17 protein-coding genes and 1 other RNA gene are annotated in these 20,091 nt (G+C 64.2%); 17 read left to right on the top strand and 1 reads right to left on the bottom strand.

The annotated features are described in order from the left end of the window. Nucleotides 1–64: 64 nt before the first annotated feature. Nucleotides 65–1,279 carry a pyrophosphate--fructose-6-phosphate 1-phosphotransferase gene (locus tag GB927_RS12075; protein WP_256117172.1) on the bottom strand — a complete coding sequence of 405 codons (1,215 nt, stop codon included), beginning with the start codon at nt 1,277–1,279 and terminating at the stop codon, nt 65–67. Nucleotides 1,280–1,532: 253 nt separating this feature from the next. Between GB927_RS12075 and GB927_RS12070 the strand changes: the two genes are divergently transcribed. The 17 genes from GB927_RS12070 (at nt 1,533) to murB (ending at nt 20,036) form a co-directional block, all read left to right on the top strand. Next, a complete protein-coding gene (locus tag GB927_RS12070; protein ID WP_256117171.1) occupies nt 1,533–2,273 on the top strand; it encodes a molecular chaperone DjiA in 741 nt (246 codons plus the stop codon). Then, on the top strand, nt 2,270–3,034 hold the full coding sequence (locus GB927_RS12065) for an N-acetylmuramoyl-L-alanine amidase (protein ID WP_256117170.1): 765 nt from the start codon (nt 2,270–2,272) through the stop codon (nt 3,032–3,034). The genes GB927_RS12070 and GB927_RS12065 overlap by 4 nt, the downstream gene beginning before the upstream one ends. Before the next feature lie 489 nt (nt 3,035–3,523). Next, nucleotides 3,524–3,973 (top strand): lytic transglycosylase domain-containing protein, encoded by a 450-nt coding sequence (locus GB927_RS34495; protein WP_439655493.1) that lies wholly within the window; start codon nt 3,524–3,526, stop codon nt 3,971–3,973. A gap of 77 nt (nt 3,974–4,050) precedes the next feature. After that, the gene (locus tag GB927_RS12055) at nt 4,051–5,232 is read left to right on the top strand and encodes an NAD(P)/FAD-dependent oxidoreductase (RefSeq protein ID WP_256117168.1); all 1,182 of its coding nucleotides are present in this window, start codon (nt 4,051–4,053) and stop codon (nt 5,230–5,232) included. A gap of 50 nt (nt 5,233–5,282) precedes the next feature. Then, nucleotides 5,283–5,678: RNase P RNA component class A (gene rnpB / locus GB927_RS12050), an RNA gene on the top strand. A 420-nt stretch (nt 5,679–6,098) separates the two neighbouring features. Beyond that, nucleotides 6,099–6,539 carry a division/cell wall cluster transcriptional repressor MraZ gene (mraZ, locus tag GB927_RS12045; protein WP_256117167.1) on the top strand — a complete coding sequence of 147 codons (441 nt, stop codon included), beginning with the start codon at nt 6,099–6,101 and terminating at the stop codon, nt 6,537–6,539. Nucleotides 6,540–6,553: 14 nt separating this feature from the next. Continuing rightward, nucleotides 6,554–7,579, top strand: a complete 1,026-nt coding sequence (rsmH, locus tag GB927_RS12040) for a 16S rRNA (cytosine(1402)-N(4))-methyltransferase RsmH (RefSeq protein ID WP_256117166.1) — start codon at nt 6,554–6,556, stop codon at nt 7,577–7,579. Between the two features lie 3 nt (nt 7,580–7,582). Then, the gene (gene ftsL / locus GB927_RS12035; RefSeq protein ID WP_256117165.1) at nt 7,583–7,978 is read left to right on the top strand and encodes a cell division protein FtsL; all 396 of its coding nucleotides are present in this window, start codon (nt 7,583–7,585) and stop codon (nt 7,976–7,978) included. Then, complete coding sequence (locus tag GB927_RS12030; RefSeq protein ID WP_256117164.1) at nt 7,978–9,729, top strand: peptidoglycan D,D-transpeptidase FtsI family protein; 1,752 nt, start codon at nt 7,978–7,980, stop codon at nt 9,727–9,729. Before ftsL ends, GB927_RS12030 begins: the two co-directional genes overlap by 1 nt. 65 nt (nt 9,730–9,794) lie before the next feature. Further along, nucleotides 9,795–11,246 (top strand): UDP-N-acetylmuramoyl-L-alanyl-D-glutamate--2,6-diaminopimelate ligase, encoded by a 1,452-nt coding sequence (locus GB927_RS12025; RefSeq protein ID WP_256117163.1) that lies wholly within the window; start codon nt 9,795–9,797, stop codon nt 11,244–11,246. Beyond that, the gene (locus GB927_RS12020; protein ID WP_256117161.1) at nt 11,243–12,676 is read left to right on the top strand and encodes a UDP-N-acetylmuramoylalanyl-D-glutamyl-2,6-diaminopimelate--D-alanyl-D-alanine ligase; all 1,434 of its coding nucleotides are present in this window, start codon (nt 11,243–11,245) and stop codon (nt 12,674–12,676) included. The genes GB927_RS12025 and GB927_RS12020 overlap by 4 nt, the downstream gene beginning before the upstream one ends. A 116-nt stretch (nt 12,677–12,792) precedes the next feature. After that, entirely contained in the window at nt 12,793–13,893 is a 1,101-nt protein-coding gene (mraY, locus tag GB927_RS12015) for a phospho-N-acetylmuramoyl-pentapeptide-transferase (RefSeq protein WP_256117159.1), read from the top strand. Between the two features lie 7 nt (nt 13,894–13,900). Further along, nucleotides 13,901–15,298, top strand: coding sequence for a UDP-N-acetylmuramoyl-L-alanine--D-glutamate ligase (gene murD / locus GB927_RS12010; RefSeq protein ID WP_256117158.1), 1,398 nt, complete (start codon nt 13,901–13,903; stop codon nt 15,296–15,298). A 69-nt stretch (nt 15,299–15,367) separates the two neighbouring features. Further along, complete coding sequence (gene ftsW, locus GB927_RS12005) at nt 15,368–16,522, top strand: putative lipid II flippase FtsW (RefSeq protein ID WP_256117154.1); 1,155 nt, start codon at nt 15,368–15,370, stop codon at nt 16,520–16,522. A 9-nt stretch (nt 16,523–16,531) separates the two neighbouring features. Continuing rightward, nucleotides 16,532–17,653, top strand: coding sequence for an undecaprenyldiphospho-muramoylpentapeptide beta-N-acetylglucosaminyltransferase (gene murG, locus GB927_RS12000; RefSeq protein WP_256117153.1), 1,122 nt, complete (start codon nt 16,532–16,534; stop codon nt 17,651–17,653). Beyond that, on the top strand, nt 17,650–19,065 hold the full coding sequence (gene murC, locus GB927_RS11995; protein WP_256117152.1) for a UDP-N-acetylmuramate--L-alanine ligase: 1,416 nt from the start codon (nt 17,650–17,652) through the stop codon (nt 19,063–19,065). Before murG ends, murC begins: the two co-directional genes overlap by 4 nt. After that, on the top strand, nt 19,062–20,036 hold the full coding sequence (murB, locus tag GB927_RS11990) for a UDP-N-acetylmuramate dehydrogenase (protein ID WP_256117151.1): 975 nt from the start codon (nt 19,062–19,064) through the stop codon (nt 20,034–20,036). The genes murC and murB overlap by 4 nt, the downstream gene beginning before the upstream one ends. Nucleotides 20,037–20,091: the final 55 nt, after the last annotated feature.

Below are 20,091 nucleotides of genomic sequence, written 5' to 3'. Positions count from 1 at the left end.
CTCCCCGGATCAGTATCGATCCGGGGAGCAAGCCATCACGCTATTTTGGCGTCAAGAACAATCATCAGTCCGCCGGCTTCCACTTCTGGCCGATGACATCCATCACCTCGCCGAACCACTTTGCCGAGGTATCGAAGTGCTTGCCGCCCTTGATGCGCGGGAACTCGATGGTGCGGAGCTTCCCGCCCTGGCCCTCGTCATGGCCGGTGACGCCGGAGACCTTGTTCAGCGCGCTTTCGACGGCGAGGTCGGTCATGCTCTGGATCAGGCGCAGGTCGTCGCGGTTGGCCGGTGCCGAGCGGGCGTAGTAGCCGGACTTCTGAACCATGGAACGTTCTGCGCCGAGAAGCGCCGCGAACTGCTTGGAGAACCAGTTGCCGACATTGATCGTGTCGATCTTCACGTGGCCGAAGGCGTCGCGCTTGACGGTTTCGCCGGCCGCTTCCCGCTCGGCGACGATGGCGTCGAGGCAGGCGCCTTCCGAAACGAAGAGCGTGACGAAGCCGGCGCGGTCCATGGTGGCCTTCAGGCGTTCGGCCTCGGCCTCCAGGTTGAAGTCCAGCTCCGGCAGGTAGAGGCCGTCGATGTTCTTCAGTTGCTTGTTCATCATGAAGCCGTCGACATATTCGTTGGCGCCGGTTTTCTGGATATAGGCGCGCGCGGTGGCGGCGGTGAGCCAGCCGCAATGGCGGCCCATCACTTCATGTACGACCAGCGTCTTCGGTGCCGCACTTTGTTCGTTGCTGACATGGTCGAAGAAGCCGGCGCCGACTTCGGCTGCCGTCCAGGCGCCGAGCGACTGGCGGATCGGCACGACGTCGTTGTCGACCGTCTTCGGCAGGCCGACGACGGTGAGGTTGTAGCCGTTGGCGCCAAGATAGGCGGCAAGGTCGGCGGCCGTCGTGTTGGTGTCGTCGCCGCCGATCGTGTGCAGTATGGTGATGCCGTCCTTGGCGAGGCGCTCGGCGGCCACACGCAGCGGGTTCTCGCCTTCCTTGACGAGGCCGCGCTTCACGCAGTCGGCGGCGTTCGTCAGCTTGACGCGGCTGTTGCCGATCGGCGAGCCGCCGTAACGGTGCAGGAGCGGCGCCTTTTCGCGCATGTCCTTGGTGATCTCGATGCGGTCGCCAAGCAGCACGCCCTGGTAGCCCGAGCGATAGGCGACCAGCTCGATCTCCGGTGCGACGTCGCTGTAACGCTCGATGAGGCCTCCGACGGCGGACGACAGGCAGGGCGCGAGCCCGCCGGCGGTCAGCATTGCGACTTTCTGCTTGGCCATAATTCCTCCTCGGCTTCAGCACGTCTGGATGGGTGGGCGTTGTCTAGCGCAGAATCCCCCTCAAGGGAAACGGCGCGGTGAACTTATCCGCACTCCATGACGGATTGTCTTTCGTGCTCCACAGGCGAAAATCCCGCAGCGCCGGATTTCCGATGCCTCCACTTCATGAGGGCCATCAAAATTTCGTCATCCGGACAAGAAATGCGGGTTCCGTGCCTTGCTTTCCCTGCAATTGTCTGATCAAGATCACCTTATGTTCCAGAATTCGCCCAGTTGCTTCATCAGTGCCGTGTGGGATCGCCTCGTCGGCATGGTCTCGGATGCCGCCAGCAACGTGCTGTCCGGCGTGGTGGAAGCCGTGCGTACCCTTTTCGAAGGGGATCCGGAAACGCGCAAGCAGGTTGCCTTCTCGATCGCGATGATCGCGCTTTCCGCCAAGATGGCGAAGGCGGACGGCATCGTCACGACGGCCGAGGTGGATGCCTTCAAGGACATCTTCAAATATCCGGATAACCAGGCGGCCAATGTCGCCCGGCTCTATAACCTCGCGCGCCAGGATGTCGCCGGCTACGAGGCCTATGCGGAGAAGATGAAGGCGCTCTGCGTCTCCTGCGAGAAGAATTGCCCGATCCTGGAAGACATCGTCGATGGCCTGTTCCATATCGCCAAGGCTGACGGTCTGATCCACGAGAACGAGATGGCCTTCCTCGGCCGTGTCGCCGAAATCTTCGGCATGGCCGACGAGCGCTTCGAGCAGATCACCGCGCGCCACGTCCATGTCAGCGGTCGTGACCCTTATAAAGTTCTGGGCGTCAAGCCGAGCGACGATTTTGCCGAGATCCGCAAGCGCTACCGGGTGCTTGCCTCGGAGAACCATCCTGATAGGCTGGTGGCGCGTGGCGTGCCGGCCGAGTTCCATCAGATCGCGAACGACCGCATGGCCGCGCTCAACGCTGCCTATGAGGCGATCGAGAAGGAACGCTGCGCTGCATGAGCGCATTCACATGTGACTATTCCGGTGCGACCGCCGCGCCGTCGCCGAACTTTGGCGAACGGGCGGGCGGGCGCTCCCCGGACATCATCCTCCTGCATTATACCGGCATGGCAACGGCAGACGGCGCGCTGAAGTGGCTTCGCGCGCCGGAAAGCCAGGTCTCCTGTCATTACTTCGTGCATGAGGATGGGCGCGTCGAGCAGCTCGTGCGCGAGGCGGACCGCGCCTGGCATGCCGGGAAAAGCGTCTGGAAGGGTGAGGCCGACATCAATTCGGCCTCCATCGGCATCGAGATCGCCAATGCCGGCCATCCCGGCGGGCTGCCGGATTTCCCCGAAATGCAGGTGAAAGCGGTCGTCGAACTGTGTCTCGATTGTGGCAGAAGGTGGGAAATCGCCCCCGAGCGGGTGCTGGCGCACAGCGATGTGGCCCCCATTCGCAAGGTCGATCCGGGTGAAAAATTCCCCTGGATGCGCCTCCATGCCGCGGGTGTCGGGCACTGGGTGACGCCATCGCCGATCGCCGGCGGGCGCTTCTTCCAGCGCGGCGATTTGGGCCAACCCGTCGAAGCCTTGCAGACGATGCTGTCGCTCTACGGCTATGGCACTGAAATCAATGGTTTTTACTCGGAAAAAACCGAAGGGGACGTGGCCGCTTTCCAGCGTCATTTCCGGCCGGAACGGGTCGATGGCATTGCCGATTTTTCGACCATAGACACGCTGCACAGGCTGCTTTCCGCCCTGCCGCGGCTGGCCGCCTGACAGCCTTTACGAATATTCGAATATTACAGACTGTAACAGAAGTTTACCGCTTCGCCACATCCTGACCCGATTGGCCATGTCTTTTCCGGCTGCGTTCAGTGCAGCGCAACATGCGGTCAGGGCCTGATCGCTATCAACGAGGATCGAGACGTTTGCGCGGTCTGTGCGGCTTGAGATGCCGCCGGCCAGGGCTCTGCCTTTGCGCCTTTTGGAGACGAAAACTAGATGAGAAGACTTCTTGCTGCCCTTAGCGCGGCCTGCTTTTGTGTGTCCGTTTTTTCCGCCGGAATGGCGCATGCCGAGGCCACCAACGGGCCGACGAAAAAACAATATCTCTTCCAGCCCTCCGCCAAGGAAGATGCGGGCAGCAAGGCGAAACCCACCAAGGTTTCCAGCAAGGCGAAATCCCAAAAGGTAGCCAGCAAGACGAAATCCCGCAAAGTATCCAGCAAGCGCTCCAAGCGCACGACGGTCGTCGACAAGGACGGCGTGGTCGTCGGCAAGCTGAAGACCTTCAACAGCACGACCGGTTACCCCAAGGCGGAAAACCCGCTGACGGCGGACCTCAAGTCGGCAAGCTATTCCAGCCTGATCCAGACCTATGCGAAGACCTATGGCGTGCCGGTGGATCTCGCCCATGCCGTCGTTCGCGTCGAGAGCAATTTCAACCCGCGGGCGCGCGGCAGTGCCGGCGAAATCGGCCTCATGCAGATCAAGCCGGCAACAGCACGCGCCATGGGCTATAGCGGCGGCGCCAAGGGTCTCTACGATCCGGAAACCAACATCAAGTTCGGCATGAAGTATCTCGCCATGGCCCATGAGCTCGGCGGCGGCACGACCTGCGGCACGATCCTGAAATACAATGCCGGCCATGGCGCCAAGCGCATGAACCCGGTCTCCAAGCGCTATTGCGGCAAGGTCCAGAGCATCATCGACTAATGTCGACGGTAACGTTTCGCGGGCTGGATTCGGCCCGCGAGCATGCTATGCCGTCAGCGTTCAGGTGAGGATGCAGCATGGATCGGCATTTCGATTTCGTCGTCGTCGGCAGGGGCATGATGGGGGCTGCGGCAGCGCGGCACCTGTCGAGAACGGGCGCTTCCGTGGCGCTCGTCGGCCGGGGCGAACCGACCGACTGGCAAAACCATGACGGCGTCTTCTCCAGCCATTACGACAGCGGCCGCATCACCCGCACGATCGACGAGGACCCGGACTGGGCGCTGCTCGCCAATCGCTCCATTGCGCGCTATCGCGAGATCGAGGCCGAGAGCGGCATCGCCTTCTACGGCGAGACCGGCTGCCTGATCTGCGGTCCCGCCGGCGGCGACTTCGTCAATTCGGTCGAGGCGGTGGCGAAGCGCCACGGGCTCGACGCACCCGTGCTCGACCGCGCGGAACTGCGCTCGCGTTTCCCCTGGTTCGACCTTCCGGAAACCTCGGCGGGCGTCTTCGAGGCGAAGGGTGCCGGTTATATCGACCCGCGCAAGCTCGTCGCCGCGCAGATCGTCTGCTTCGAGAAGGCGGGCGGTGTTTCTATTCTTGAGGATGTGGTCTCGGTGACCGATGCGGGCGACTGGGCGACGGTCACGCTGAAGTCGGGCGAGGTCGTGACGGGCGGGCGCGTGCTGGTGGCGACCGGCGGCTTTTCGCGGGCACCAGGGCTGTTGCCGAAGGTGCCGGCGCTGACGATCAAGGCGCGCACGGTCGTGCTGGCGCAGCTTTCGCCGGGGCAGGCGGCAGCTTACCAGGAGATGCCGTCCTGGATCGACGAGAGCACCATCCCCTCGGAGCATTTCTACTTCCTGCCGCCGATCGTCTATCCGGACGGCCAGTCCTACCTGAAGATCGGTGGCGATCCGACGGACATCGAGATCGAGGAGGAGCAGGCGATCCGCGACTGGTTCCGCGGCGAGGGTGGTCCGGAAGCGGCCGCCCATCTGAAGCGGCTGCTGGCCCGTTCCATTCCGGATCTCGATCCGGTGCGGCTCGTCTCCGTTCCCTGCGTCACGACGTACACGGTGCACGGCTATCCCTATGCCGGCTTCGTCGGGGGCGAGCGCGTGGCGCTTCTGACGGGCGGCAACGGGACGGCGGCGAAAAGTTCCGACGAGATCGGCCGTATCGGTGCGGACCTGGTGATTCGCGGCCGGATGGACGAACCGGACTACAAGTCGGATTTCGCGGTTCATTTCCGCTAAGCTCCGTTTCTCTCTGGTCTTTCCGTTCCGCATAGGCTAGTCAGCGCCTGCCAGTTGGCCGGGCAGCCGCGCCTTGCAAGTGCCGAAAGGCCGCAGGGTGAGGAAAGTCCGGGCTCCACGGAAACACGGTGCCGGATAACGTCCGGCGGGGGCGACCCCAGGGAAAGTGCCACAGAAAGCAAACCGCCTTCCTCGGAAGGTAAGGGTGAAAGGGTGGGGTAAGAGCCCACCGCGGTCCTGGCGACAGGGCTGGCAAGGCAAACCCCACCGGGAGCAAAACCGAATAGGGATGACGCGAAACGCGCAAGCGTTTCAGCCCGTTTCCGGGCCGGTCATCCGGGTGGGTTGCAAGAGGCCGGGCGCAAGTCCGGTCCCAGATGAATGGCTGCCACGTTCCGGTTTCGACCGGAGCCATACAGAACCCGGCTTACAGGCCAACTGGCAAAAAACCTCCTCCTGACGATGATTTTTTATGAAGTGCTAATGCGCTGAAATCCTTGGGGTTCGCGCATGCCTTGCCGCGCGTTGAAACGCACGCGACCGGTGTTTCAGAATGTGTAAATACAAGGCCTTGGGCGGCGTTTTCTAACCATTTGTTAAACTTAACGCCTTATAAACGTTTGACGGTCCGATGACCGGGAAAGAGGTTCCTTCCCATTGACGCCCATATGGTCCCATGGTATCCCAAAATCACACTGCACGAGGACGCATGAGCGTCCGACCATCGCAAAGCTTTGAGGCTAACCGGCTGGGGACGGTGCGACGCGAATGCGTTGCATCTGGGCTGGTCCATGCGCGTGGTGTTGTGTTGGTTATGCCGGGGCGGATGCACAGCGTTCCGGTAGGGGAAGCGGCTGTAGCGTGTCATGAACCGATTCCTGTCGAATGCGACAAACAGGATCGATGCAAAGGGGAGGGTTTCCGTCCCCTCGGCATTCCGTTCCGTTCTGTCGCAGCGCGACATCCGGGAGCTGTACTGCTTTCAGGATTTCACCTTTCCGGCCATCAGCGTCGGTGGGCTGGATTTGCTCGATCGTTTGGAGCGCCAGATCGCCAGCGAGGATGTTTTTTCGCCGAAAGCCAATCGGATGTCGCTCCTCATTCACGGGGGCGGCGTCTTCATGAAGCTCGATTCGGAGGGGCGCCTGCCGGTCACGGATTTCATCCGGGACTATACGGGCATCACCACGGACGTGACCTTTGTCGGTCGGGCGGATCATTTTCAGCTCTGGGCACCGCAAGCATTCGAAGAGACGCAGGCGGCCGCCCGGGAAGAGTTCAGGTTGCGAGGTCTGGGCTCGGGGTAAGACGGAGAATCGGAATGACGGCGGATCTTGGCGGAGGTTTTACTGAAGCCGATGACGGACCGGTCCGTCACATTCCGGTTCTTCTCTCGGAGGTCATCGCGGCGCTCGCGCCCAAACCCGGCCAGGTCATTCTTGACGGCACCTTCGGCGCCGGCGGCTACACATCCGCCATCCTGGCCGAAGGGGCAAATGTCATCGGGCTCGACCGCGATCCCAACGCGATTGCCGGCGGCCAGCCGCTGGTCGAAGCTTCGGGCGGACGGCTTTCCCTCATCCACTCCCGCTTTTCCGAGCTTGCCGATCACGCGCCCGCGGGCGGTCTCGACGGCGTCGTGCTCGATATCGGCGTTTCGTCCATGCAGATCGACGAGGCCGAACGCGGCTTCTCTTTCCAGAAGAACGGCCCGCTCGACATGCGCATGTCGGCCTCGGGCGTTTCGGCGGCCGATGTCGTCAACCGTGCAAAAGTCTCCGACCTCATCCGCATCTTCGGTTTCCTCGGCGAGGAGAAGCAGGCCGGCCGCATCGCCCGCGCCATCGAGAAGGCGCGCGAGAAGGAACCCTTCACCACGACGCGCCAGCTTGCCAACCTCATCGAGCTGACGACGCCGCGCAAGGCGAAGGACAAGATCCATCCGGCGACGCGCGTCTTCCAGGCGCTGCGCGTCTTCGTCAACGACGAGCTCGGCGAACTCGCCGAAGCGCTGTTTGCCGCCGAGCGTGCCTTGAAGCCGGGTGGACGGCTGATCGTCGTCAGTTTTCATTCGCTGGAAGACCGGATCGTCAAGAAATTCTTCCTGGATCGCGCCGGAAAGGCTGCCGGATCCCGGCATTTGCCCGAAGTTCACGACAAAGCCGCAACCTTCGCACCAGTCGGGCGCCCTATGGTGGCGGCCAGCGACGAGGAGAGTGCGGTCAATCCGCGCGCAAGATCCGCGAAGCTTAGGGCAGGCGAGCGCACCAGCGCTCCTGCCGGGACGGATGATCTGTCCATTTTCAACCTGCCCAACCTTGCCAGCCTTGAGAAGATGGGAAGCTGAGTGATGTTCCGTACCCTTGATGTCGTGATGATCGCCGTCATGACCGCAGCAGCCACCGTCACCTACTCGATCAAGCACCAGGCCGAGAACAAGCTCGAGCAGGTGCGCAAGCTCGATGCCGAGATCAAGCTGGAAGAAGACACGATCGACCTGCTGAAGGCCGACTGGGCGCTGCTGACCCAGCCGAACCGCCTCAACCGCCTGGTCAAAGCCTACGAGACCGACCTGAAGCTCGTGCCGACCGAATCGACCCAGCTTGCGCAGCCGAGCGAGCTGCCCATGGCGACGGCCGAGCTGCCGGCGCTGGAGCCGGAGAAGGACGAGAAGGTCGCCCAGGACGGCAAGAAGACCAAGAAGAAGACCACGGACGCAATCCAAACCGGATCGGTGGCCAACTGATGTCGTTTCTCTCCCGCATCATGGACGTCAAGAGCAAGGCGCATTTCAACGCCGGCGGCAACAATAACAATAGGACCGGCGGCAATGGCGGCCAGGCCTTCGAGGGCACGCGCAAGCGCACGGGCTCGCAGGCCCGCAGCCGCGTCGCCGTCATCATCTGCTGCTTCGGCATGGTCTATGCCGTGATCGGCGGGCGCCTGGTGCAATATGGCATGGCCTCGCCGGAGACCGTGTCCTCGATCGGCCCGGCCGACCACCTGATGGCCTCGCGCCCCGACATCGTCGACCGCAACGGCGAAATCCTCGCCACCGACATCCGCACGGTCTCGCTCTATGCCGAACCGCACAAGATCGTCGATGCGGACGAGGCGGTCGAAATGCTCGCCACCGTGCTGCCGGAACTCGACCGGCGCGGCATCTACCGCAAGCTCACCTCGAAATCCCGTTTCCAGTGGCTGAAGCGCCAGCTGACCCCCAAGCAGCAGAGCCGCATTCTCGCGCTCGGCATTCCCGGCGTCGGCTTCCGGCCGGAAAAGCGCCGCTTCTATCCGGGCGGCGTCACCGCCTCGCACATCGTCGGCCACGTCAATATCGACAACCGCGGCATTGCCGGCATGGAGCGCTACATCGACAGCCAGGGTCTCGCCGACCTTGCCGCCATCGGCATGACGAGCGACGCCAAGCTGGAGCCGGTGCGGCTTTCGATCGACCTGCGCGTCCAGGCCATCGTGCGCGATGTCGTTGCGACGGGCATGGAGAAATACAAGGCGCTGGCCGCCGGTGCCGTCGTGATGGACGTGCACACCGGCGAGATCCTCGCCATGGCCTCCGTGCCGGATTATGACCCGAACAACCCGGCCGCCGGCGCCAAGGACGGCTGGATGAACCGCATGTCGAACGGCACGTTCGAGATGGGCTCGACCTTCAAGAGCTTCACCACCGCGATGGCGCTCGATTCGGGCAAGGTGAAGCTTACCGACAGTTTTGACGCGCGCGCGCCGATCCGCATCGGCGGCTTCACCATCAAGGACTTCCACGGAAAACACCGCGTGCTGACCGTGCCGGAAATCTTCCAGTATTCCTCGAACATCGGCACGGCGAAGATGGCCGACGTCGTCGGCATTGCCGGGCACAAGGAATTCCTGACCCGCATGGGCCTGCTCACCAAGCTCGACACGGAACTGCCGGAGGTGAAGACCCCGTCGCAGCCGCGCGAATGGAAGAAGATCAACTCGATCACCATCTCCTTCGGCCACGGCGTCTCGACGACGCCGTTGCAGACGGCGGTGGCGGCGGCAGCGCTGATGAACGGCGGCCTGCTCATCAACCCGACCTTCCTGCCGCGCACGGCCGAAGAGGCGAACGAGGTGGCCAAGGTGGTCGTCAAGCCGGAAACCGGCGAGCAGATGCGCTACCTCTTCAAGCTCAACGCAAACGACGGTTCCGGCCGCCGCGCGCTGGTTCCGGGCTTCAATGTCGGCGGAAAGACAGGCACGGCCAACAAGGTCGTCGGCGGGCGGTATTCCAACACGCAGAACTTCAACGCCTTCCTCTCGGCCTTCCCGATCGACGACCCGAAATACGTGGTTCTGACCTTCATCGACGCGCCGCAGACGGGCGAGGGCGGGGGTCGCACCGCCGGCCTCAACGCCGCTCCGATGGTCGGCGAGATCATCCGCCGCTCGGCAGCCCTTCTCGGTGTAAAGCCGAAATTTGGTGAGGACGGGTCTGCCTTGCTTGTGTCTTATTGAATGGAGAAGACGGGACGCCGATTCGGAAGCGAAACGGCGGCCCATGGAAAGCAACAGAGCAGACAATGAAGATCAGTGACCTTGCCGGACCCGAAACCAACGACCTGGGCGCCGCCGCCGCGATAGACATCAGCGGCATAACCAGCGACAGCCGGAAGGTGAAGCCGGGCGACCTCTTCGTCGCTCTTTCGGGCACCAAGGCCGATGGCAGCGCCTTCGTTGCCGATGCGGTTTCCCGGGGTGCCGCTGCCGTCGTGGTGTCCACTGGTGCCGCCGTCGAAGCCGCCGTTCCGGTCATTTCCGTTGCCGAGCCGCGCCGTTTCCTGGCGCTCGCCGCCGCCCGTTTCCATGGCCGCCAGCCGGAGACCATGGTCGCCGTCACCGGCACCGCGGGAAAGACCTCCGTCGCCTCCTTCACGCGCCAGATCTGGGCGCATGCCGGCCATGCGGCCGCGATGATCGGCACGACCGGTGTCGTCGCGCCCGGCCGCAACGATTACGGCTCGCTGACGACGCCCGATCCGGTGTCGTTGCATGAACTCCTCGCCGAACTGGCCGATGCCGGCGTTACACATGCGGCGATGGAAGCCTCAAGCCATGGCCTCGACCAGGCGCGCCTCGACGGCGTGAAGCTCGCCGCCGCGGCCTTCACCAATCTCGGCCGCGACCATATGGATTACCATCCGACGGTCGAGCACTACATGGCCTCCAAGATGCGGCTGTTCGATACGCTGCTGCCGAAGGGTTTTCCCGCCATCATCTATGCCGACGACGAATGGTCTGGCGTTGCGACGGATGCCGCGCGCAAGGCCGGGCTCGACGTGCGCACGGTCGGCCGCAAGGGCGACTATCTGGCGCTGAAGCGCGTCGAGCATTTCCGCCACAAGCAGACCGCCGAAGTGCATGTCGGCGACGATATCTATGAAGTGCACATTCCGCTCGCCGGCGATTTCCAGGTGGCGAATGCATTGGTCGCGGCGGGCCTCGCCATGTCGACCGGCGTTCCCGCACCTATCGCGATGGCCGCACTCGAAAAGCTCATCGGCGCCTCCGGCCGCCTCGAACTGGTCGGCCATGCGAAGAACGGCGCGCTCGCCTATGTCGACTACGCCCATAAGCCGGATGCGCTGGAAAACGTGCTGACCTCCGTTCGCCCCTTCACGACCGGCCGCGTCATCGTGGTCTTCGGCTGCGGCGGCGACCGGGACAGGGGCAAACGACCGATCATGGGCGAGATCGCCACGCGGCTTGCCGACGTGGTCATCGTCACCGACGACAATCCGCGCTCCGAAGTGCCGGCCACCATCCGCGCCGAGATCTTGGACGCCGCCAAGGGCGCCACCGAGATCGGCGACCGGGCGGAGGCGATCCGCAGCGCCGTGCGCATGTTGCAGTCGGGCGATACGCTGATCGTCGCGGGCAAGGGGCATGAGGAGGGGCAGACCGTTGGCGCGGTGACGCTGCCGTTCTCCGACCATGCCGAATTGCGCAAGGCCTTGGAGGAGCTCGACCGGTGAAATGGCTCTGGACCAGCGCTGATCTCGTCGCGGCCATGCATGGCCGTCCCATCGGCAACCTGCCGCAGGGCGTGACCGGCATTTCCATCGACAGCCGCGCGATCGGGGCCGGCGAAGCCTTCTTCGCCATCAAGGGCGACCGCGTCGACGGCCATGATTTCGCAAGTTTCGCCGTCGCCAATGGCGCCGCACTGCTCGTCGTCAGCGAGGGCAAGCTGCCGGCACTCGGCCGGCTCGTGACGCCGATGATCGTGGTGCCGGACGTTCTCCAGGCACTGGTCGATCTCGGCTGCGCTGCGCGCGATCGCACCGCGGCCCGCATCATCGCGGTCACCGGCTCCGTCGGCAAGACGACCAGCAAGGAGATGCTGCGCCAGGCACTGTCGCCGTCCGGCAGCGTGCATGCCTCCGTCGCCTCTTTTAATAACCATTGGGGTGTGCCGCTGACGCTCGCCCGCATGGCGGAAACCACGGATTTCGGCATTTTCGAAATCGGCATGAACCATGCCAACGAGATCCGTCCGTTGGTCGCCATGGTGCGCCCGCATGTGGCGATGATCACGACGATCGCGCCGGCCCATCTCGGCAATTTCCGCGACCTCGAAGAAATTGCCGCCGCCAAGGCGGAAATCTTCGAGGGCGTCGTGCCGGGCGGCCATGCCATCCTCAACCGCGACAACGAGCAGTTCGCCTTCCTGGAAAAGGCCGCGAAGGCAGCCGGCGTTTCGCATATCCACAGTTTCGGCGCCGATCCGAAGGCGGAGTTCCGCCTGCTCGATTTCATGCCGAGCGCCGAGGGCGGCCTGCTTCGCGCGGCAATCGGCGGGCAGACGCTGGAAGTGCCGATGGGTGCGCCCGGCCGGCACATCGCGGAAAACGCCGTGGCCGTGCTCGGCGCCGTGCACCTCACCGGCGGCGATATCGAGAAGGCGATGGCGGGCCTTGCTACCATGCAGGCCGAAAAGGGCCGCGGGCGCCGTTACCAGCTTGCCCGGGATGGCGGCTGGTTCACGCTGATCGACGAAAGCTACAATGCCAACCCGGCCTCGATGCGCGCCGCAATCGCGCTCTTGCGCGATGCCGAGCCGCATGAGGGTGGCCGGCGCATCGCCGTGCTTGGCGACATGCTGGAAATGGGCGAGCACTCGCCCGCTGTCCATGCCGGCCTTGCCGAACCGCTGGTGGAAGCCGGTATAGGCGACGTCTGGCTTGCCGGCCCCGACATGGCGGCGCTGAGGGATGCGCTACCGGAGGGCGTGCAGAGGGACTATCGCGACACCGCCGACGACCTCGCCGCCTTCGCGCTTGGCGCAGTGCGGGCGGGCGACGTGCTGGTCGTCAAATCGTCGAAGGGCACGGGATTCAGCCGCATCGTGGCGGCCCTGCTTGACAAATATCCGGCGTTCTCCGAGAGGGGACGCGAGAGTTGAGGAGGTTCGGCCGGGCAGACGTCCGTCGGACCTCGTTCTTTATGTAATTTACTTCTCTGTCTGTCGGCCCGTCACGCCGCGGGCGTTTCGGGGAACCTTTTGGGGAAAGGGTGACAATGCTGCTTTGGCTCGTCGAGCTGGCTGACACCGTTCAGGTGTTCAACCTGTTCCGCTACATTACCTTCCGGACGGGCGCTGCGCTGTTCACCTCGGCCACCATCGTCTTCCTGTTCGGGCCGATGATCATCGCCTCCCTGCGCATCCGCCAGGGCAAGGGTCAGCCGATCCGCGCCGACGGGCCGCAGACCCATTTCAAGAAGGCCGGCACCCCCACTATGGGCGGCCTGATGATCCTCGCCGGCATCGTCGGCAGCGCGCTGCTCTGGGCGGATCTCTCCAACGTCTATGTGGTCGCCACGCTGCTCGTGACGCTCGGCTTCGGCGCTATCGGCTTCTACGACGACTACTTGAAGGTCACCAAGCAGACCGACAAGGGCTTTTCCGGTAAGGCGCGCCTCGCGCTGGAATTCATCATCGCGGGTGCTGCGACCTATTTCATGATGCGCGCCTCGCTGGCGACGGGACCGGCGGGCTCGACCTTCGGCTCCTCGATCGCCTTCCCCTTCGCCAAGGACTTCATGGTCAATCTTGGCATCTTCTTCGTGCTGTTCGGCGGCTTCGTCATCGTCGCGGCCGGCAATGCGGTGAACCTGACGGACGGCCTCGACGGCCTCGCCACCGTTCCAGTGATGATTTCCGCGGCCTCCTTCGGCGTCATCGCCTATCTCGCTGGCAACGCGGTGTTCGCGAATTACCTGCAGATCCATTTCGTGCCCGGCACTGGGGAACTGGCCGTCGTGCTCGGCGCGGTCATAGGCGCCGGCCTCGGCTTCCTGTGGTTCAACGCGCCGCCCGCTGCCATCTTCATGGGCGATACGGGTTCGCTGGCGCTCGGCGGCCTGATCGGGACGGTGGCGGTCGCCACCAAGCACGAGATCGTCATGGCGATCATCGGCGGCCTCTTCGTCATGGAGACGCTGTCGGTCATCATCCAGGTCGCCTCGTTCAAGCTCACGGGAAAACGCGTCTTCCTCATGGCGCCGATCCACCACCATTTCGAGAAGAAGGGCTGGACGGAAAGCCAGGTCGTCGTGCGCTTCTGGATCATCGCCGTCGTGCTCGGCCTGGTCGGCCTCTCCACGCTCAAGCTGCGGTGAGGCGTCGATGATCCCCGTCACCACCTTCAAGGGCAAGGCGGTCGCGCTCTTCGGGCTCGGCGGCTCCGGCCTTGCGACGGCGCTGGCGCTTGCCGCCGGCGGTGCGGACGTGACCGCCTGGGACGACAGCGCGGCGAGCGTCGAGAATGCCGCCACTGCCGGCGTGAAGACCGGTGACCTGCGCAATCTCGACTGGACCACCATCGCCGCACTGGTGCTCTCGCCCGGCGTGCCGCTGACCCATCCGAAGCCCCATTGGAGCGCCGATCTCGCGCGCGCCGCCGGCGTGGAAGTGATCGGCGACATCGAGCTTTTCGTGCGCGAGCGCCGCGTCCACGCCCCGGATTGCCCCTTCATCGCCATCACCGGCACGAACGGCAAGTCGACCACCACGGCGCTGATCGCCCATATCCTGAAATCGAGCGGCCGCGACACGCAGCTCGGCGGCAATATCGGCACGGCCGTGCTGACGCTCGATCCGCCGAAGGCCGGCCGCTTCTACGTGGTCGAGTGCTCGTCCTACCAGATCGACCTCGCGCCGACGCTCAACCCCTCGGCCGGCATCCTGCTCAACGTGACGCCCGATCATCTCGATCGCCATGGCTCGATCGAGCACTATGCCGACATCAAGGAGCGCCTGGTCGCCGGCAGCAGGACCGCGATCGTCGGTGTCGACGACAGCTATTGCGAACGCATCGCCGACCGCATCGAGCGGGCCGGCACCAACGTCGTGCGCGTCTCCAAGCGCAATGTGCTCGCCGATGGCATCTATGCCGATGGCGCTCGTCTTGTGCTCGCCCGGAATGGTGCGACGCATGAGGTCGCCGATCTCTCGCTGATCCAGACGCTGCGCGGCGCCCACAATGCCCAGAACGCTGCGGCCGCCGTCGGCGCCTGCCTTGCGGTCGGCGTCAGCGAGGATGAGATCCGCGCCGGCCTTGCCTCGTTCCCGGGACTGAAGCACCGCATGCAGCCTGTCGGGCGCAAGGGCGACACGCTGTTCGTCAACGATTCCAAGGCCACCAATGCCGATGCCGCGGCCCCGGCGCTGTCGAGCTTCGAGCGCATCTACTGGATTGCCGGTGGTGTCCCGAAAGAAGGCGGCATTTCCGCGCTCGGCGAATTCTTCCCGAAGATCGCCAAGGCCTATCTGATCGGCGAGGCGGCGCCTGCCTTTGCGGCGACGCTCGGCGAGGCGGTGCCTTTCGAGATGTCCGGCACGCTGGAGCGCGCCGTCGAGGATGCGGCGGCGGATGCCGGGCGGGATGGGAGCGGCCCCGTTGCCGTTCTCCTATCCCCGGCTTGCGCAAGCTTCGACCAGTACAAGAACTTTGAAGTCAGAGGCGACGCCTTCGTGAAACATGTCGCGGCGCTGCCGGGCGTGTCCATGCTTATTGAAGTTTGAACGGAAGCAATTCCCGTAAACGTGTGCGGCGGCGGCGTTTGGAATTGTTTTGCAACAGAGGAAAGAGACATGGTTAGTCGTGCCGAACGTGGTGCATTGGCGGACTGGTTCTGGACGATAGACCGGTTCTTCCTCGCGGCCTTCATCCTTTTGATGGGCCTCGGCTTCATGCTGTCCTTTGCGGCGAGCCCACCGGTCGCCGAGCGTCTCGGGCTCGACAGCTTCCACTTCGTCAAGCGCCATGCGGTGTTCCTGCTGCCGGCGATTGCCGTGATGTTCGGCATCTCCTTCATGTCGCCGCGCCAGGTGCGGCGCGCAGCGATGATCCTTCTCGTCATTTCGCTCGCTGCCATGGTGCTGGCGCTGTTCTTCGGCGTCGAGGTCAAGGGGTCGCGGCGCTGGATTTCCATCGGCAGCTTCTCCATCCAGCCGTCGGAATTCATGAAGCCGGCCTTCGTCGTCATCTGCGCCTGGCTTTTCGCCGAACATGCCCGCCAGCCGGAAATCCCCGGCAACCTCTTCGCTATCATCCTCTTCGGTATCGTCGCGGCACTGCTCGTCGCCCAGCCCGACCTTGGCCAGACCATCCTGACGGCCGCCGTATGGGGCGGCATGTTCTTCATGGCCGGCATGCCCTGGCTGTGGATCATCGTGCTCGGCGGTGCAGCCGTCGGCGGCCTTCTGACGGCCTATACGTTCCTGCCGCACGTGGCGGGCCGTATCGACAAATTCATGACCGGCGAGGGCGACACGTTCCAGATGGATACGGCGCGCGAAGCCATCATCCGCGGCGACTGGTTCGGCCAGGGGCCGGGTGAGGGCACCGTCAAGCGCATCATCCCGGACAGCCATACCGACTTCATCTTCTCCGTTGCGGCCGAAGAGTTCGGCATCCTGTTCTGCATGGTCATCGTGCTGATCTTCGCCTTCGTGGTGATGCGCGGCCTCAACCATGCCTTCAAGGAGCGCAACGATTTCACGCGGTTTGCCGTCGCCGGCCTCGTCTTGCAGATGGGCACGCAGTCGATGATCAATATCGGCGTGAACCTCGAACTGCTGCCGGCCAAGGGCATGACGCTGCCGCTGATTTCCTACGGCGGCTCGTCGATGATCGCGATCTGCGTGACGGCCGGCTTCATCCTGGCGCTGACCCGCCACCGTCCGGAAAAGCGCGCTTCCGAGCGCAGCCTCTTCCGCGGCGGTATCGTGGCGCCGGCCGAATAAGGGTTTTGCATGGACAAAGGCATCGTTCTTCTCGCCGCGGGTGGCACCGGCGGCCATCTCTTTCCCGCAGAGGCGCTGGCGCATGAGCTGAAGGCCGGCGGCTGGTCGGTGCATCTCGTGACCGACAGCCGCGCGGAGCGTTTTGCGGGGAAGTTCCCGGCGGAGGCGATCCATGTCGTGCCCTCCGCCACAATCGGCTCGAAGAACCCGATCAGCGTCGCCCGCTCGCTCTTCACGCTGTGGACCGGCATGCGCGCCGCGCGAAAACTGATGGCGCGGCTGAGGCCGAAGGTGGTCGTCGGTTTCGGCGGGTATCCGACCGTGCCGCCGCTGCTTGCCGCGACCGGCATGGGCATCCCCTCGATGATCCATGAGCAGAACGCCGTGATGGGCCGCGCCAACAAGGCGCTGGCGAACCGCGTCAAGGCGATTGCCGGCGGGTTCCTGCCGGAGACCGGCGGTCAATATGCCGACAAGACGGTGACGACGGGCAACCCGGTCCGCCCCGCCGTGCTTGAGGCTGCGGCCATTCCCTACGAGCCCTCGACGGACGGCGAATTCCGTCTCGTCGTCTTCGGCGGCAGCCAGGGCGCGCAGTTCTTCTCCAAGGCCATCCCCTCGGCGATTGCCGCGATGGAACCGGCCGACCGTGCACGGCTGAGAATCACCCAGCAGGCGCGGACGGAAGACCGCGACGAGGTGGTGCGGACCTATGCCGAGCTCGGCATTCCGGCCGATGTCTCGCCCTTCTTCAACGACATGGCGGAGCGCATCGGGCGCGCGCACCTGATCATCAGCCGCTCAGGCGCCTCGACGGTTTCGGAAGTCTCGGTCATCGGCCGGCCTGCCGTGCTCGTGCCCTATCCCTATGCGCTGGATCACGACCAGGCGGCGAATGCTGCGGCCCTTGCTTCGGGTGGTGGTGCGAAGGTCATTGCGCAGGCGGAGCTTTCCACGGAGCGGCTCGCCAGCATCGTTACCAAGGCGATGCATGACCCGGCCCGCATGACGGCCATGGCCGAGAGCGCCAGAAAGGCCGGAAAACCGGATGCCGCGCGCTTGCTCGCATCGATGGTTGAGGCTATTGCGGGCGGCAGGACGATAGCACAATTCAAGGGAGAACGGCCATGAAGATGCCGCAGAGCATAGGGCTCGTTCATTTCATCGGCATTGGCGGCATCGGCATGAGCGGCATTGCCGAGGTGCTGCACAATCTCGGCCACAAGGTCCAGGGCTCCGACCAGGCGGAGAGCGCCAACGTGCAGCGCCTGCGCGAAAAGGGCATCGAGGTTTTCGTCGGCCACAAGCCGGAAAACCTCGGTGAAGCCGAAGTGGTCGTCGTCTCGACCGCCATTCGCAAGAACAATCCGGAACTCGTCGCGGCGCGCGAAAAGCTGCTGCCGGTGGTGCGCCGGGCCGAAATGCTCGCCGAGCTGATGCGCTTCCGCAATGCCATCGCCATCGGTGGCACGCATGGCAAGACGACGACGACCTCGATGGTCGCGACGCTGCTGGAAGCCGGCGGACTCGATCCGACGGTCATCAATGGCGGCATCATCAACGCCTATGGCACCAACGCCCGCATGGGCGAGGGCGAGTGGATGGTCGTCGAGGCCGACGAATCGGACGGCACTTTCCTGAAGCTGCCCGCCGACATCGCCGTCGTCACCAATATCGACCCGGAACATCTCGACCACTACGGCAATTTCGATGCCGTGCGCGCGGCCTTCCGCCAGTTCGTCGAGAACGTGCCGTTCTATGGTTTCGGCGTCATGTGCCTCGACCATCCGGAAGTGCAGGCGATGGTCAGCCGCATCGAGGACCGCAAGGTCATCACCTATGGCGAAAATCCGCAGGCCGACGTGCGATTCGGCAATATCCGCATGGACGGCGCGACCTCGGTCTTCGACGTGGAAATCCGCCGCCGCCGCACGGGGCAGGTGATTTCGCTGAAGGACCTGCGCCTGCCGATGCCGGGTCGCCACAACGTTTCCAACGCCACGGCCGCCATTGCCGTCGCCCAGCGCCTCGGCATGTCGCCGGAGGCGATCGCCAGGGGGCTGGCAAGTTTTGGCGGCGTCAAGCGTCGCTTCACGCTGACCGGCAACTGGAACGGCGTCAGCGTCTATGACGACTACGGCCACCATCCGGTCGAGATCAAGGCCGTGCTGCGTGCCGCGCGCGAGGCCTGTGCCGGCCGCATCATCGCGATCCACCAGCCGCACCGCTACAGCCGCGTGGCGAGCCTGTTCGAGGAATTCGCCGGCTGCTTCAACGATGCGGACACCGTGATGATTGCGCCGGTCTATGCGGCGGGCGAGGATCCGATCGAGGGCGTGAGTGCGGAAGAGCTGGTTTCGCGCATCAAATCCGGCGGCCACCGCGATGCCCGCTTCCTGCAATCACCGGAAGCATTGGCGCCGATCGTCGCCGCCATTGCAAAGCCGGGCGACTTTGTGGTTCTCTTGGGCGCTGGCAGCATTACATATTGGGCGCAGGCGCTGCCGAAGGAACTGGCAGACATTTCGGGACAGGTGGCATGAAGCAGGTGGATGGTGCAAAACTACTGGCGTCGCTGGGCGAGGGGATCGGGCAAGTCCGCGGCCGCCTGACGCCGGATGCACCGATGGACCGCGTGACCTGGTTCCGCGCCGGCGGTCTCGCCGAGCTGATGTTCCATCCGCATGATGTCGACGATCTCGTCACCTTCCTGAAGATCGTGCCGGAAGAAGTTCCGCTCACCGTCATCGGCGTTGGCTCGAACCTGCTGGTGCGCGACGGCGGCATTCCCGGCATCGTCATCCGGCTTTCGGCCAAGGGTTTCGGCGATGTGGAGCTTGCCGGCGAAAACCGCATCAAGGCGGGCTGCATCTGCCCGGACAAGAACCTGGCCGCCATGGCGCTCGACCACGGCCTTGCCGGCTTCGAATTCTATTACGGCATTCCCGGCGCCATCGGCGGTGCACTGCGCATGAATGCCGGCGCCAATGGCGGGGAAACGAAGGATGTCGTCGTCGAGGTGCACGCCGTCGACCGCAAGGGGAACCAGCATGTGCTGAGCAATGCCGACATGGGTTACACCTACCGCCATTCCGCGGCATCCCCCGACCTGATCTTCACGCACGCGGTCTTCCAGGGCGAGGCGGGTGACAAGACGGAGATCCGCGCCAAGATGGATGCGGTGCGTCAGCACCGCGAGACGGTGCAGCCGATCCGTGAAAAGACCGGCGGTTCGACCTTCAAGAATCCGGAAGGCCATTCCGCCTGGAAGCTGATCGACGAGGCCGGCTGCCGCGGCATGATGATCGGCGGTGCGCAGATGTCGCCGATGCATTGCAACTTCATGATCAACACCGGGCAGGCGACGGGCTACGAGCTGGAATATCTCGGCGAGACCGTGCGCAGCCGCGTGCAGGAGCATTCCGGCATCCTGCTGCAATGGGAAATCAAGCGCCTCGGCAGGTTCATGCCGGGCTATGAGGTAAAGGAATTCCTGGGCCGCGCAACGGCCTGATACGTCGTACCCTTGCTGGGGAGTTCGCGGGCGTTTTTCGAACGTCGCGCCACTC

It is taken from the genome of Shinella lacus (assembly GCF_010994755.1).
Lineage (GTDB): Bacteria > Pseudomonadota > Alphaproteobacteria > Rhizobiales > Rhizobiaceae > Shinella > Shinella lacus.
This window is presented reverse-complemented; position numbering and strand designations above follow the sequence as displayed.

Excerpts from the sequence above, each read along its gene's own strand:
- GB927_RS12070 (WP_256117171.1), top strand. The coding sequence starts at position 1,533 with ATGTTCCAGAATTCGCCCAGTTGCTTCATCAGTGCCGTGTGGGATCGC.
- murB (WP_256117151.1), top strand. The coding sequence starts at position 19,062 with ATGAAGCAGGTGGATGGTGCAAAACTACTGGCGTCGCTGGGCGAGGGG.
- ftsW (WP_256117154.1), top strand. The coding sequence starts at position 15,368 with ATGGTTAGTCGTGCCGAACGTGGTGCATTGGCGGACTGGTTCTGGACG.
- mraZ (WP_256117167.1), top strand. The coding sequence starts at position 6,099 with ATGAACCGATTCCTGTCGAATGCGACAAACAGGATCGATGCAAAGGGG.
- ftsL (WP_256117165.1), top strand. The coding sequence starts at position 7,583 with ATGTTCCGTACCCTTGATGTCGTGATGATCGCCGTCATGACCGCAGCA.
- murC (WP_256117152.1), top strand. The coding sequence starts at position 17,650 with ATGAAGATGCCGCAGAGCATAGGGCTCGTTCATTTCATCGGCATTGGC.
- GB927_RS12065 (WP_256117170.1), top strand. The coding sequence starts at position 2,270 with ATGAGCGCATTCACATGTGACTATTCCGGTGCGACCGCCGCGCCGTCG.
- murG (WP_256117153.1), top strand. The coding sequence starts at position 16,532 with ATGGACAAAGGCATCGTTCTTCTCGCCGCGGGTGGCACCGGCGGCCAT.
- rsmH (WP_256117166.1), top strand. The coding sequence starts at position 6,554 with ATGACGGCGGATCTTGGCGGAGGTTTTACTGAAGCCGATGACGGACCG.
- GB927_RS12075 (WP_256117172.1), bottom strand. The coding sequence starts at position 1,279 with ATGGCCAAGCAGAAAGTCGCAATGCTGACCGCCGGCGGGCTCGCGCCC.
- GB927_RS12030 (WP_256117164.1), top strand. The coding sequence starts at position 7,978 with ATGTCGTTTCTCTCCCGCATCATGGACGTCAAGAGCAAGGCGCATTTC.
- mraY (WP_256117159.1), top strand. The coding sequence starts at position 12,793 with ATGCTGCTTTGGCTCGTCGAGCTGGCTGACACCGTTCAGGTGTTCAAC.
- GB927_RS12055 (WP_256117168.1), top strand. The coding sequence starts at position 4,051 with ATGGATCGGCATTTCGATTTCGTCGTCGTCGGCAGGGGCATGATGGGG.
- GB927_RS12025 (WP_256117163.1), top strand. The coding sequence starts at position 9,795 with ATGAAGATCAGTGACCTTGCCGGACCCGAAACCAACGACCTGGGCGCC.
- murD (WP_256117158.1), top strand. The coding sequence starts at position 13,901 with ATGATCCCCGTCACCACCTTCAAGGGCAAGGCGGTCGCGCTCTTCGGG.